This is a genomic window from Streptomyces sp. KMM 9044 (genome assembly GCF_024701375.2).
GTDB lineage: Bacteria > Actinomycetota > Actinomycetes > Streptomycetales > Streptomycetaceae > Streptomyces.
The window spans coordinates 884058-897802 of record NZ_CP113910.1 but is presented as its reverse complement, the minus strand read 5'-3'; the positions used below and the strand labels follow the sequence as shown (position 1 = coordinate 897802).

The 13745-nt window shown below is 70.7% G+C and carries 14 protein-coding genes and 2 pseudogenes; 14 read left to right on the top strand and 2 right to left on the bottom strand.

Going from position 1 to position 13745, the window contains the following annotated elements; all coding sequences use genetic code 11:
* Positions 1–44: 44 nt before the first annotated feature.
* Together hydA and HUV60_RS04080 are read left to right on the top strand one after the other, a co-directional pair.
* On the top strand, positions 45–1460 hold the full coding sequence (gene hydA, locus HUV60_RS04085; RefSeq protein ID WP_257852230.1) for a dihydropyrimidinase: 1416 nt from the start codon (positions 45–47) through the stop codon (positions 1458–1460).
* 11 nt (positions 1461–1471) lie between these two features.
* Entirely contained in the window at positions 1472–2494 is a 1023-nt protein-coding gene (locus HUV60_RS04080) for a TIGR03842 family LLM class F420-dependent oxidoreductase (protein WP_257852231.1), read from the top strand.
* 21 nt (positions 2495–2515) lie between these two features.
* On the opposite strand, the gene HUV60_RS04075 is transcribed toward HUV60_RS04080, so the two are convergent.
* On the bottom strand, positions 2516–3181 hold the full coding sequence (locus tag HUV60_RS04075; RefSeq protein WP_257852232.1) for a hypothetical protein: 666 nt from the start codon (positions 3179–3181) through the stop codon (positions 2516–2518).
* 245 nt (positions 3182–3426) lie between these two features.
* Positions 3427–4242 carry an SAM-dependent methyltransferase gene (locus HUV60_RS04070; protein WP_257852233.1) on the bottom strand — a complete coding sequence of 272 codons (816 nt, stop codon included), beginning with the start codon at positions 4240–4242 and terminating at the stop codon, positions 3427–3429.
* 552 nt (positions 4243–4794) lie between these two features.
* Between HUV60_RS04070 and HUV60_RS04065 the strand changes: the two genes are divergently transcribed.
* The 12 genes and pseudogenes from HUV60_RS04065 to HUV60_RS04010 all read left to right on the top strand — a co-directional run bounded on the left by HUV60_RS04065 (position 4795) and on the right by HUV60_RS04010 (position 13742).
* Complete coding sequence (locus HUV60_RS04065; protein ID WP_257852234.1) at positions 4795–5481, top strand: HemK2/MTQ2 family protein methyltransferase; 687 nt, start codon at positions 4795–4797, stop codon at positions 5479–5481.
* Between the two features lie 13 nt (positions 5482–5494).
* The gene (locus HUV60_RS04060) at positions 5495–5803 is read left to right on the top strand and encodes a CDGSH iron-sulfur domain-containing protein (RefSeq protein ID WP_257852235.1); all 309 of its coding nucleotides are present in this window, start codon (positions 5495–5497) and stop codon (positions 5801–5803) included.
* A gap of 11 nt (positions 5804–5814) precedes the next feature.
* Positions 5815–6834: an iron-containing redox enzyme family protein gene (locus tag HUV60_RS04055; RefSeq protein ID WP_257852236.1), complete on the top strand. Its 1020-nt coding sequence runs from the start codon at positions 5815–5817 to the stop codon at positions 6832–6834.
* A gap of 178 nt (positions 6835–7012) precedes the next feature.
* Positions 7013–7462 carry an SRPBCC family protein gene (locus HUV60_RS04050; protein ID WP_257852237.1) on the top strand — a complete coding sequence of 150 codons (450 nt, stop codon included), beginning with the start codon at positions 7013–7015 and terminating at the stop codon, positions 7460–7462.
* A 65-nt stretch (positions 7463–7527) separates the two neighbouring features.
* Complete coding sequence (locus HUV60_RS04045; RefSeq protein ID WP_257852238.1) at positions 7528–8130, top strand: flavodoxin family protein; 603 nt, start codon at positions 7528–7530, stop codon at positions 8128–8130.
* A gap of 28 nt (positions 8131–8158) precedes the next feature.
* Positions 8159–8473, top strand: a pseudogene (locus HUV60_RS04040) (SDR family oxidoreductase); the annotation flags it as partial.
* Positions 8474–8555: 82 nt separating this feature from the next.
* Positions 8556–8987 carry a hypothetical protein gene (locus tag HUV60_RS04035; protein ID WP_257852239.1) on the top strand — a complete coding sequence of 144 codons (432 nt, stop codon included), beginning with the start codon at positions 8556–8558 and terminating at the stop codon, positions 8985–8987.
* Positions 8988–9142: 155 nt separating this feature from the next.
* Positions 9143–9322 carry a hypothetical protein gene (locus HUV60_RS04030; RefSeq protein ID WP_257852240.1) on the top strand — a complete coding sequence of 60 codons (180 nt, stop codon included), beginning with the start codon at positions 9143–9145 and terminating at the stop codon, positions 9320–9322.
* Between the two features lie 39 nt (positions 9323–9361).
* Positions 9362–9514 (top strand): annotated as a pseudogene (locus HUV60_RS04025) (integrase core domain-containing protein); the annotation flags it as partial.
* 6 nt (positions 9515–9520) lie between these two features.
* Complete coding sequence (locus HUV60_RS04020) at positions 9521–11059, top strand: MBL fold metallo-hydrolase (protein ID WP_257852241.1); 1539 nt, start codon at positions 9521–9523, stop codon at positions 11057–11059.
* A 92-nt stretch (positions 11060–11151) separates the two neighbouring features.
* Positions 11152–13212 (top strand): aminodeoxychorismate synthase component I, encoded by a 2061-nt coding sequence (gene pabB, locus HUV60_RS04015; protein WP_257852243.1) that lies wholly within the window; start codon positions 11152–11154, stop codon positions 13210–13212.
* Entirely contained in the window at positions 13209–13742 is a 534-nt protein-coding gene (locus tag HUV60_RS04010; RefSeq protein ID WP_257852244.1) for a hypothetical protein, read from the top strand. The genes pabB and HUV60_RS04010 overlap by 4 nt, the downstream gene beginning before the upstream one ends.
* Positions 13743–13745: the final 3 nt, after the last annotated feature.

The following is a 13745-nucleotide window of genomic DNA, read 5'->3' as shown; positions in this document are numbered from 1 at the left end:
AACGACCCGCACCTTTCGACCACGACCCAGCGGAGCGTGCACGCATGAGCCGTACCGTCATCCGTGGTGGCCTCGTCATCACGGCTTCCGACGAACTCCACGCCGACGTCCTGATCGAGGACGGCCGCATCGCGGCCCTCGCCGCCTCGGGCTCCCCGGCCGCCGGGACGTTCACCGCCCCGACGTTCACCGCGGACCGGATCATCGACGCCACCGGGAAATACGTCCTTCCGGGCGGCGTCGACGCCCACACCCACATGGAACTGCCGTTCGGCGGCACCTTCGCCTCCGACACCTTCGAGACCGGCACCCGGGCCGCCGCCTGGGGCGGCACGACGACCGTCGTCGACTTCGCCGTGCAGAGCGTCGGCCGCTCCCTGCGCGAGGGACTGGACGCCTGGCACGCCAAGGCCGAGGGCAACTGCGCCGTCGACTACGGCTTCCACATGATCGTCTCCGACGTGAACCCGGGCACCCTCAAGGAGATGGACCGGCTGGTCGAGGAGGGCGTCACCTCCTTCAAGCAGTTCATGGCCTACCCCGGCGTCTTCTACAGCGACGACGGACAGATCCTGCGCGCCATGCAGCGCTCCGCCGAGAACGGTGGCCTGATCATGATGCACGCCGAGAACGGCATCGCGATCGACGTCCTCGTCGAACAGGCTCTGGCCCGCGGCGAGACGGACCCCCGCCACCACGGCGAGGTCCGCAAGGCCCTGCTGGAGGCCGAGGCCACCCACCGCGCCATCCGCCTCGCCCAGGTCGCCGGCGCCCCGCTGTACGTCGTCCACGTCTCCGCGACGGAGGCGGTCGCCGAACTGGCGCGGGCCCGCGACGAGGGCCTGAACGTCTTCGGCGAGACCTGCCCGCAGTACCTGTTCCTGTCCACCGACAACCTCGCCGAGCCGGGCTTCGAGGGTGCCAAGTACGTGTGCAGCACGCCCCTGAGGCCGAAGGAGCATCAGGCCGCGCTGTGGCGGGGCCTGCGCACCAACGACCTCCAGGTGGTCTCCACCGACCACTGCCCGTTCTGCTTCACCGGCCAGAAGGACCTCGGTCGCGGCGACTTCTCCAGGATTCCCAACGGCCTGCCGGGCGTCGAGAACCGAATGGACCTGCTCCACCAGGCAGTGGTCGACGGGCACCTCACCCGCCGACGCTGGATCGAGATCGCCTGCGCCACCCCGGCCCGCATGTTCGGCCTGTACCCGAAGAAGGGCACCGTCGCGCCCGGCGCCGACGCCGACGTCGTGATCTACGACCCGCACGTCGAGCAGGTCATCTCCGCCGAGACCCACCACATGAACGTCGACTACTCGGCCTACGAGGGCAAGCGCGTCACCGGCCGCGTCGAGACCGTGCTCTCGCGCGGTGAACCCGTCATCACCGAGCGGGAGTACACCGGCCGCGCGGGCCATGGTGTCTACACCCCGCGGTCCACCTGCCAGTACCTCAACTAGGAGCAAAACGGATGGACTTCGGACTCGTTCTGCAGACCGACCCGCCTGCCTCGCGGGTCGTCGACCTGATGAAGCGTGCCGAACAGGCCGGCTTCACCCACGGCTGGACCTTCGACTCCGCCGTGCTCTGGCAGGAACCCTTCGTCATCTACAGCCAGATCCTCGCCCACACGACGACGCTCACCGTCGGCCCGATGGTCACCAACCCGGGCACCCGTACCTGGGAGGTCACCGCCTCCACCTTCGCCACCCTCAACGACATGTTCGGCAACCGCACCGTCTGCGGCATCGGCCGGGGCGACTCCGCGATGCGGGTCGCCGGCCGCGCACCCAACACCCTGGCCCGCATGAGCGAGGCCATGAAGACCATCCGCACCCTCGCCGAGGGCGGGGAGGTCGACCTCGGCGGCGGCACCGTCGTCCGCTTCCCCTGGATCGGGGAGGGCTCCCGCCTCCCCGTGTGGATGGCCGCGTACGGGCCGAAGGCGCTGAAGATGGCCGGGGAGGAGGCCGACGGGTTCATCCTCCAACTCGCCGACCCCTACCTCACCGAGACCATGGTCAAGGCCGTCAAGGACGCCGCGGCCGCCGCCGGTCGCGACCCCGCCGAGGTGACCGTCTGCGTCGCCGCACCGGCCTACGTCACCGAGGACGACTCCCGGAAGGCCCTCGCCCACGCGCGCGAACAGTGCCGCTGGTTCGGCGGGATGGTCGGCAACCACGTCGCCGACCTGGTCGCCCGGTACGGTGCCGACAGCGGCGTCGTCCCGCACGAACTGACCGACTACATCGCCTCCCGCCAGGAGTACGACTACGCCCACCACGGCCGCAGCGGCAACCCCGGCACCGCGTTCGTGCCCGACCGGATCGTCGACCGGTTCTGCCTGATCGGCACGGTGGAACAGCACGTCGAGAAGCTGGAGGCGCTCCGCGCCCTGGGCGTCGACCAGTTCGCGGTCTATGACATGCACGACGCCCCGGAAACCGTGATCGACGTGTACGGGACACACGTGATCCCGACAGTCAACGGCTGACCCGGGCCCGCACGGGCCGGGTCAGGCCCTGCCGTCGAGCAGCGCCGCCATCGCTTCCTTGGCGGCCTTGATGGCGCCCTTGTTGACCTCGTCCGTGGAGGGCGCCTTCTTCGACTCGAAGTCGCTGCCGTTGTACGTCACGACCACCAGCGCGTTGGAGGCGCGGGCCACCACCACGCCCTCACGGGTCTGCTGGTTGTCCTCGGTGGTGAGGTCCACGACCGAGTATCCGGCGTCACCGAGCCCGGGTACCTCGCCTCCGCCGCTCCTGTCCTTCAGCCGCCCCTGGTACGACTCCTCGGCCGCGTCGTCCGACTGCAGGACCTCGAAGGACACGTCGAGCCAGCGGTACTCGTAGCCGTCGAGCGCGTTCCACGAACAGGTGCGGCGCAGATCGGAGTCGGTGGACCTGATCTCCTTGCCGGCCGCCTTCGCCCCCGGCACAAGGGCCTTGACGGTCTTCCCGGTGATGCTGTCGCAGGGCGCGGGAGCGGCGCTGTACGTCTTCGGGACGGTCGTCGCCGGCGGGGCGGAGGCGGACTGCGATCCCGTCGACCCGGCCGGCTTCTTCTCGGCGGCCTGCGGTTCGGACGACGGTCCGGACGACAGGGCCCAGCCCGCCGCGGCGAGGACGACCACCGGGGACAGGCGCGCGGTCAGGGCTATCGGCAGAGGAAAGGAACGCACGTCGCACTTCTCGTGGGGGTCGGTGCGGAAGAGGGCCCGCACTGCGGACGGGACGCCAGTCTCACACGCTTCCCTGTGGGGCGGAAGTGTGAACTCGCTCCGTAGGCGCGAGGTGACAGGGGAGCACCGTCACGGGTGGAGCTTTGCCGTACTTCCCCTGGGTTCAGACGGTTTACGGCGGGCCGGCCGTCGAGGGGAGAGCCGGGTGCCGCGGGCCACAAGGGGCCGCGGCACCCGGCAGGGGGTCACGGCTTGCGGGCGAGGCCGCCGTGCTCGGCGATGACCGGCGCGTCGGCCGCGTCGGCGTCCGGACGCCACCGGGTGACCGAGACGACGCCGGGCTCCAGGAGCTCCAGGCCGTCGAAGAACGAGGTGATCTCGTCGACGGTGCGCAGGTTGTACGGCACGGCACCGCTCTTGTTGTAGCCGTCCTGGGCCTGCTCGAAGCCCGGGTCGATCCCCCGTGAACCGTCGTTGACGGACAGGTAGCTGCCGGACGGCAGCGCGTCCATCAGCCGCGCGACGATGGAACGCGCCTCGTCCTGGTCGGCGATGTGGCCCAGGATGTTGCTGAGGATGAGGGCGGTGGGGCGGGAGAGGTCCAGCGTCTTGGCGGCGGCTTCCAGGACGCGCTCCGGGTCCAGCACGTTGGAGTCGATGTAGGCGGTCGCTCCCTCGGGGGCGGAGTAGAGCAGGGCGCGGGCGTGCGCCAGGACCATCGGGTCGTTGTCGACGTAGACGATCCTGCTCTCCGGGGCGATGCGCTGGGCGACCTCGTGGGTGTTGTCGGCGGTCGGCAGGCCCGTCCCGATGTCCAGGAACTGCCGGATGCCGGCCTCGGTGACCAGATACGTGATGTTGCGCCGCAGGAAGGCCCGGCTGCTGCGGGCGATGGTCACGATGCCGGGGAAGACATCGGTGTACGCGTCGCCGGCCTCCTCGTCGACCGGGTAGTTGTCCTTGCCGCCCAGCCAGTAGTTCCAGATCCGGGCCGAATGCGGCACCGAGGTGTCGATCTTCTGGTGTGCGGCGGTTCCCGGCGTCGTCTCGGGGTCGCTCATGGGTACGGTCCGTCTCTCAGTCGAGGCAGGCGTATTCAGCCAGTGGGTGTGTTGCACCACAACTTACGTCCCAACAGTGTTGTCGCGCACTTCAGTTCGTTTCTCCGGCCGTTTGTCCGAAGGGGTGCGGGTGTGGCGCGGAATTCGCCCGCACCGCACCGGGCACGGGCCGGCCGTGCAGGGCCGGGTGGGGCGCCGGCCCGGACAGGGCGACGACGGGCGCGTGCTTCGGACCGCGGGCCGGGGACCACCGGACCGGTTCGGCAGACGCCAAGGTCACCTCAGTGACCCTGCCCAAGAGCACCAACGAACTCTCCGGGGTCGTCGCGGGCCACTGACCCGCCGGCCGACCGCTCCGGCGGGCCGCCGCGCCCAGGTGGGCCGGCCCGCCGGGGCCTCCACGGCTTCGGCCGCGGGGCCCGGCCGCCCTTCGGTACCACCGGTAACGGGACAGAACCGTTGATTGAACACCTCCTCCACGGGCACTAGGCACTGGGCCGTCGTGAGAACAGCGTGAAGGGTGCGCTTCAACCGGATGCGTGAGGTGAGCCGATGCCAGGTCTGCTGGGAACGTACAACCTGGGGGGTCGGGTGATGGCGCCGCGGGGTGTCTACGCGCCTCAGGAGGACACGCTGCTGCTGCGGGAGGCCCTGGAACGCGAGGCGATCGGCCCCGGCACGGAGGTCCTGGACGTCGGAACGGGATCGGGTGTGCTCGCCCTCGCCGCGGCACGGCGGGGAGCACACGTGTCGGCGGTCGACCGCACCCGCCGCGCCGTGCTCACCACCCGTGTGAACGCGGCGATCGCCGGACTGAGGATCGACGTCGTCCGGGGGGATCTCCTGGCCCCCGCCACCGGACGGCGGTTCGACCTCATCCTCAGCAATCCGCCGTACGTGCCCGCTCCGGACGCCGCACCACCCCGGCGGGGCTCTGCCAGGGCCTGGGACGCGGGTCACGACGGACGCCTCCTCGTCGACCGCCTGTGCGACGGAGCGGCGGACCTGCTGCGCCCCGGCGGAGCTGTGCTGCTGGTGCACTCGGCCCTGTGCGGGGTGTCCGCCACCCTGGGGCGTCTGGAGCGGTCCGGCCTGCGGGCCGAGGTGACCGACCGGCGTCGCGTGCCTTTCGGCCCGGTGCTCTCGGCACGCAGGAAGTGGCTCACGGGCCGCGGTCTGATCGCGCCCGATGACGAGAAGGAAGAGTTGGTGATCATCCGTGCCGACCGCATCCGGTGACAGGCCGCACCGCGTGACGCCGACGACGGACGGGCCGGTGCTCCTGGAGGGGCCGGTCGAAGTGATCCTCGACGACGGGAGCACGGTCACGTCGGACCGTTTCGTGGTGGCCCTGTGCGCCTGCCGACGCAGCAGGACCTACCCGTGGTGCGACACCAGCCACCGCCGCAGGGTCAGGGACTCCGCGGGCCGAGGCCCTCGCACCGGGCGCCCCGCGGCCGGCAAGGACAAGCCGGCACAACGTGCCGGCCCGGATGCCGGACGTACTGCCGACGAGACCGCTGTCCGGACTGCCGGCCCGCGTGGTGAGGCAGCAGAGTGAAGACGGTTCAAGTGAAGACAGCTCAGGAGTCCGACACCCCTCTGACCGGGCCCGCCCTGCCGGCGGGCCGCGGCGACCTCAGCCACGGAGTCGTCCGCGCCCTGCGGGGCGACCCCGGCGACGGGATTCCCCTGTCGTCGCGCGGGGCGGCCGACGAGGCCGATCCGTACGGAGAGGACCTCCACCTCGCGCTCTACCTCTGCTACGAACTGCACTACCGCGGGTTCCACGACGTCGACTCCGCCTGGGAGTGGAATCCGGGGCTGCTCGGGCTGCGCGCCGATCTGGAACGTCGCTTCCTGGACGCGCTGCGCGCGGACACCGAGCGCGGCGCCGGCCTGGAGGAGGCGTTCGCCGGGATCCTCGTCGAGCCCGTGGAGGCCGGTGGTCTTTCGGGCCATCTCCGGGACGAAGGGGAACTGTGGCAGCTGCGTGAGTACGCGGCCCAGCGTTCGCTCTACCACCTCAAGGAAGCCGATCCGCATGCCTGGGTGATCCCCCGGCTGCGCGGCAGGGCGAAGGCGGCCATGGTCGCGGTCGAGTACGACGAGTTCGGTGCCGGACAGGCGGCACGGATGCACTCGCGGCTCTTCGCGGACCTGATGAGGGACCTGGGCCTGGACACGACGTACGGCCGGTATGTCGGCGTGGCGACGGCGGAGATGCTGGCGATCGTCAACCTGATGTCGATGTTCGGCCTGCACCGCGCTCTGCGCGGCGCGCTGGTGGGACACTTCGCCGCCGTCGAGGTCACCTCGTCGCCGGCCTCCCGTCGGCTGGCCGAGGCGATGCGCCGGACGGGTGCCGGGGAAGCGGCCGTCCACTTCTACGCCGAGCACGTGGAGGCCGACGCCGTCCACGAACAGGTCGTCCGCCGCGACGTGGTGGGCGGGCTGCTGGAGGAGGAACCGTGGCTGGAGGCGGACGTGGCGTTCGGTGTCCACGCCACCGATCTGCTGGACGCGCGCCTGGCCGAGAAGACGCTCACCGCCTGGCGCGACGGACGCACCAGTCTGCGCGGACCGCTCTGACCCGTCCCGTCCGGGGCGCGCCGGTGCCGGACACGTCACCCGCTGCCGGGGCGACCGGCCCACGGCCGACAGGCGGCGGATCCCCGGGATGCGTGCAAAAGTGGAAGAGCGGGGGTGAGCCGCGACAGGCTGGGCACCAGGACTACCACCAGTGAGCCCACCGTGAACTGGAGGATCCATGGTTGAACGGCACCGGCTGATCGAACGTCCGCCCGCTGACGTCTGGGCGGTGCTCGCCGACGGCACGCGCTACGCCGACTGGGTGGTCGGCACGTCCGGGACACGGCCCGACGCGGGCGTGCGGCCCCACGCGGGCTCCAGCATCGTGTACACCGTTCATCTGGCGCCGTGGTCGGTGGCGGGGAGCACCGTCGTCCGGCGGTGCGAAGCGCCCTTCATCCTGGAGCGGGAAGCCGACAGCGGATGGCTCGGCACCGCGCGGACCGCTCTCGAGGTGCGGCCCTGGGGCGAGAACACACTGGTCACCATCAACGAGCACCCCTTGCGCGGCCCGGGCGGGGTGCTCCACAACACGGTCGTCGACGCCCCGATCCAACCGCGCCACCGCACCATGCTCGCCCGGCTGGCCGACGCTGTCGAGCACTCCCCGCGGAAGCCCCCACCGTGATCCGACCCCGGCGGCCGACCCCGGCGGCCGACCCCGACCCCGACCCCGACCGACCAGGAGGATTCATGACCCGCGCTGTCGCAATCGTCTGCACACTCGACCCCTCGCCCGACCGTTCCAGCAGCCACCACCTCGCCGAGCAGGTGATGTCGGAACTCGCCGGCCTAGGTGTGGAGGGCGAGACGGTCCGCGTCGTCGACCACGACATCCGGCCGGGCATCGCCCGCGACATGGGTGACGGAGACGACTGGCCCAGGCTGTGGGAGAAGGTGATGGCCGCCGACATCGTGCTCCTGGCCACCCCTATCTGGCTCGGCCACCCCTCCAGCCTCTGCCAGCGCGTCCTGGAACGCCTGAACGCCGACATCTCGGAGACCGACGCGCAGGGACGCCGGCTGTTCAGCGGCAAGGTCGGCCTGGTCGCCGTCGTGGGCAACGAGGACGGCGCGCACAAGGTGAGCGCGGATCTCTTCCAGGGGCTCAACGACCTCGGGTTCTCGCTGTCGCCGGGTGCGGTCACCTACTGGGTCGGCGAAGCCCAGCAGGGCACGGACTACCAGGACCTGGAGGCCACCCCCGACGCCGTGGCCGCCACCACCAAGGCCATGGCGGCCAACGCCGCGCACCTGGCGAAACTCCTCGAGGAATCGCCCTACCCCCCGGGGTGAGCATCCGCAGGCATCAGGACGGTACCGGGAGACCTACAAGCCCAGTCCCCACCTGCTGGACTACGCCATGACGAAGGGCGCGATCGTCACCTTCACCCAGGGGCTCGCGCAGATACTGGCCAAGGACGGCATCCGCGTCAACGCGGTCGCGCCCGGCCCCGTCTGGACACCGCTGATTCCCGCGACGCTCCCGGACACCCAGGAGTTCGGGAAGCAGTCACCGCTCGGCCGTCCCGCCCAGCCGGCCGAGATGGCACCCGTCTACGTCTTCCCGGCCTCCCCGCAGGCGGGCTACATCACCGGCGAGATCGTCAACGCGGCCGGCGGTACCCCACTGCCGTGACGGGCCGGTACGCACGGGCGCAGCGTCGTCCGAGGCGTACCAGGGCGGCGGGCCGCTCACCCGCCGACGACACAGGAGAACCATGAACGAGAAACCGGACGAGCCCCGGGGCCCCGACCGGTCGCACCGTCGGCCCGACGGCGCCACCGACACCACGGTGAAGGCCCTGGGCGCGCTCTCGGAGGCTCTGGAGACCGTGGAACGGGCCCGGGGCAGCCTCTACGCCTTCCACCAGCTGACCGGCGGTGCGGACCTGAAGCTGGACGAGGCGCTGGAACACCTGCGCGCCGGGGGCCACCATGCCCAGGCCGATCGGCTGCAGCACGACATCGTGGGCCGGAACGTCATCCCCGGGCACTGGACCTTCGAGATCGTCGAGGAGTACAACACCCACTACTACCGGCCCTTCGCAGACGCCGAGGCCCGCATCCGGCGCGAACTTCTCGAGGGACGCGAGCACGTGTACGAGGCGGAGATGAAGGAGGCCCGCCGCACCCCCGGCCAGACGCCGTGAGCACACGGCGGGCGTAGGACCGGAGCACCGGCCTCGGTGGCGGCCGGTCCCCGGGGGCGCCGGGGGCCGGGGTTGCGGGTCCTGTGGATCGACGCCGGTCTTCGCGGAGGCGTCCCTGGTGCCGCTGGGGCGCCGGGAGCGGCCCCCGGGGTCCCGTGTCCCGCCGGCCCTTCTCGTCGTTGTGGGCGTACTCCTCGCCGCGTGCGCTGTCGCTCTGCGCCGTCTCCCCCGGCACGGACTTCGTCTCCTCCCTGGACTTCGTCCGTCCCGAGCCCTTCCCGCCGCCGTGCTCGGCCGTGTGGAAGGAACGGTGGGCGCTGGGGTCCTCCTGCTGATGACGCGTCTCACCCACGTCGGGAGACCAGCCGTGCTGCGGAAAGAAACGCTGGTCAGGGTCGCGTGAGGCCCGCCTCGCAGTGTTCCGGTGGGTCACCCGCTACAACACACGACGCAGGCACTCGGGGCTTGGCTACATCAGTCCGATCGCCTTCGAACAGCGATCGGTTACGCTGGCCCCTGCCGCATAGCAAACGGTGTCCACGCTTCGGGGGAAGCCCCCGACCCTTGCCCGCTTCAACCACAACCGGTTCGCCCGCATCGTCGAGAGTTACCTCGCCGACCCGCAGGTCCACGCGGCGGCCGTCCGGCAGCGCCGGATGCACGGCGGCCCCTGGATCCACGCCCACGAGCACCGCGACGCCATCGAGGCCTGGTACCGGGATACGGCTCCACAACGGGCGCGGCTGGACGAACTCTTCGAGGCGATCCGGCGGCTGGAGGAGGACATCCTGCCCCGCCACCACGGCGAGTGCCTCGATCCCGTCTACCAGGAGCTGCCGCCAGCACTGGCCGGTCGGGTGGAGGTGTTCTACGGCAGGGACAACCGCACGGCCGACTACCGCTTCATCGAACCTCTGATGTACGCGTCGGAATACTACGACGAGTCGTGGCAGCAGGTGCGTTTCCGCCCCATCACGGAGGACGCGCGCGAGTTCGCTCTCACGACTCCGATGCTGGAGTACGGCCCGGAACAGCTGTTGGTCGACGTCCCACTGAATTCTCCGCTGCTCGACACGGTCTTCCGCGGCGGTCTGACCGGGGCCGAACTCGACGACCTGGCCGCGAGGTTCGGGCTGCAGGGCGAGCGGGCCGCCCGGTTCGCCTCGTACTTCGAGCCCACCCCGCCGCCCGCCCCGGAACCGGCCGCTTCCCCGGTCGGCGACGATGTCCTCGAATACGTGGGCCATGCCTGCGTGTTCGCCCGCTACCGGGGCACGACCTTCCTGGTGGACCCGGCTCCGAGCTATGGCGGCTACCCGGGCGGAGCGGAGAACCGGTTCACCTCCGCTGATCTGCCGGAGCGCATCGACCACCTGCTCATCACCCACAACCATCAGGACCACATGCTGTTCGAGACCCTGCTACGGATCCGGCACCGGATCGGCAGGGTCTTGGTCCCCAAGTCCACCAACGCCAGTCTGGTGGATCCCGGGCTCGGCGGCATCCTGCGCCGACTGGGCTTCACCAACGTGGTCGAGATCGACGACCTGGAGACAATGTCCTGCGGCTCCGCCGAGGTCGTTGCCCTGCCTTTCCTGGGGGAACACGGCGATCTGCGGATCCGCAGCAAGACAGGCTGGCTGCCCCGGTTCGGGGAGCGTTCGATGCTGTTCGCCGCCGACTCCACGAACATCTCGCCGACGATGTACACGAAGGTGGCCGAGGTAATCGGGTCGGTCGACACCGTCTTCATCGGCATGGAGAGCATCGGCGCGGCGGCCAGCTGGATCTACGGTCCGCTCTACGGTGAGCCGCTGGACCGCAGGACCGACCAGAGCCGGCGGCTCAATGGCTCCAACTTCCCGCAGGCGAGGGAGATCGTCGATGCGCTGGAGCCCGATGCGGTCTACGTGTACGCGATGGGCCTCGAGCCCTGGATGGGCATCGTGATGGCCATCGACTACGACGAGAGCCATCCCGCCATCGTGGACAGCGACCTGCTGGTGCGGCACGTCCAGGACAAGGGTGGGACCGCCGAGCGGCTGCACCTCCGACGGACGCTGCGCCTCTGAGCGACGCCCACTCTCCCGGCCCCGCTCCCTCGACCCGCGAAACGCCGTCCCACGCACCCTTCGGCGAGCCTCTCGAGACAAGGTGCCCCATCATGCGCACGCTCCTGATCGACAATTACGACTCGTTCACCTACAACCTGTTCCAGTACATCGGTGAGGCGACCGGTCAACCTCCCGTCGTCGTGCCCAACGACGCCGACTGGTCGCGGCTGTCCGTCGAGGACTTCGACGCGATCGTCGTGTCCCCAGGGCCCGGCAGCCCGGACCGGGCGAGGGATTTCGGGATCAGCCGACAGGCGATCACCGAGAGCGGTCTGCCCGTCCTCGGCGTCTGCCTCGGCCACCAGGGCATCGCCCAGCTTTTCGGCGGAACCGTCGGCCTCGCACCGGAACCGATACATGGCCGGGTCTCCGAGGTGCGGCACACCGGCGAGGACGTCTTCAGAGGTCTTCCCTCGCCGTTCACCGCCGTGCGCTACCACTCCCTGGCCGTTACCGAACTCCCTGATGAGTTGGAGCCTCTTGCCTGGAGCGACGACGGCGTCGTCATGGGTCTGCGGCACCGCGAGAAGCCCCTGTGGGGCGTCCAGTTTCATCCGGAGTCGATCGGCAGCGACTTCGGCCGGGAGATCATGGCCAACTTCCGCGACCTCGTCCTCGCCCATCACCGGGCGCGGCGGCGCGCGGCGGCTTCCCCGTACGAGGTCCATGTGCGCCGTGTCGACGTGCTGCCGGACGCTGCAGAGGTACGCCGCGCCTGCCTGTCCGGCGACGGCGCCACGTTCTGGCTGGACAGCAGCGCCGTCCTAGAAGGCGCCTCGCGCTTTTCCTTTCTCGGCGACGACCGCGGCCCGCTCGCCGAGTACGTCACCTACCGGGTCGCCGACGGTGTCGTCTCCGTCCGCGGCTCCGACGGCCGGACGACGGAGACGCCGCAGCCCTTCTTCACGTACCTGGAGAAGCAGCTCGACCGCCGACGCGTACCCACCGCCCCCGGTCTGCCCTTCGAGTTCAACCTCGGCTACGTCGGCTATCTCGGCTACGAGCTGAAGGCCGAGACGAGCGGCGACCCCGCGCACCGGTCCCCGCACCCCGACGCCGCGCTCCTCTTCACCGACCGCATGATCGCGCTTGACCATCAGGACGGCTGCTGCTACCTGCTTGCCCTCGACCGCCGCGGCCAGGATGACGGGGCGCGGGCCTGGCTGCGGGATACAGCCAAGACCCCCACCGGTCTGGCCGCCCGCGCCCCGGCGGAACGAACCCCCGCCATGGCCTTCGGCGCCCCCGAGGCGGCGGCGGGCTTCGGTCCCTTGGCCCAGGCGCGCCACGACAAGGATGCGTACCTCAAGCGCATCGACGAGTGCCTCAAGGAGATCCGCAACGGCGAGTCGTACGAGATCTGCCTGACCAACATGGTCACTGCGCCGACGGAGGTGATGGCCCTGCCGCTCTACTCCGCGCTGCGCACGATCAGCCCGGTCCCCTACGGCGCCTTGCTCGAGTTCCCGGAGCTGTCGGTGCTCAGCGCCTCGCCCGAGCGGTTCCTCACGATCGACGCAGACAGTGGCGTCGAGTCCAAGCCCATCAAGGGGACCCGTCCCCGAGGCGGCACGGCCGAGGAGGACGAGCGGCTCCGTGCCGACCTGGCCGGTAGGGAGAAGGACCGGGCCGAGAACCTGATGATCGTCGACCTGGTCCGCAACGACCTCAACAGCGTCTGCGCGATCGGCTCCGTCCATGTGCCCCGGCTCTTCGAGGTGGAGACCTACGCGCCCGTGCACCAGTTGGCCTCGACGATCCGGGGGCGGCTGCGGCCTGGCACGAGCACCGCTGCCTGCGTTCGTGCGGCCTTCCCCGGTGGCTCCATGACCGGTGCGCCCAAGAAGCGCACCATGGAGATCATCGACCGGCTGGAAGAAGGCCCCCGGGGTGTCTACTCCGGCGCGCTCGGCTGGTTCTCCCTGAGCGGTGCCGCCGACCTCAGCATCGTCATCCGCACCATCGTGCTGGCCGCCGGCCGGGCGGAGTTCGGCGTTGGCGGGGCGATCGTGTCCCTCTCCGACCAGGAGGAGGAGTTCACCGAGACCGTGGTGAAGGCACGTGCCATGGTCTCCGCCCTTGACGGCACCGCCGTGGCGGGCGCGCGATGAGCGGCTTTGCCCGAAGCGTCGTCGTCGGCGGGAGCGGAGCGGTGGGCGGCATGTTCACCGGCCTGCTGCGGGAGGCGGGCAGCCGGACGCTCGTCGTCGACGTCGCACCGCCCCCGGAGGAGCGGGACTCCTGCCTGGTGGCCGACGTCACCGCGCCGGGGCCCGAGCTGGCGGCCGCCCTCGGCCGCGCGGACCTCGTCCTGCTCGCCGTCCACGAGGCGGTGGCCCTCAAGGCCGTCGCCCCCGTGACCCGGCTCATGCGACCGGGCGCGCTGCTCGCCGACACGCTCTCCGTCCGGACGGGTATGGCTGCGGAACTCGCGGCCCACGCCCCCGGGGTCGAGCACGTCGGTCTCAACCCGATGTTCGCCCCGGCCGCTGGCATGGCGGTAGGCCCGTGGCTGCCGTGGTCACAAGGGAGGGGCCCGGCGCCGCCGCCTTGCTGCGGCTCGTTGAGCACGGTGGCGGGAGGCCCGTACGGCTCTCGGCGCAGGAGCACGACCGGACGATCGCGGCCACCCAGGCTCTGACGC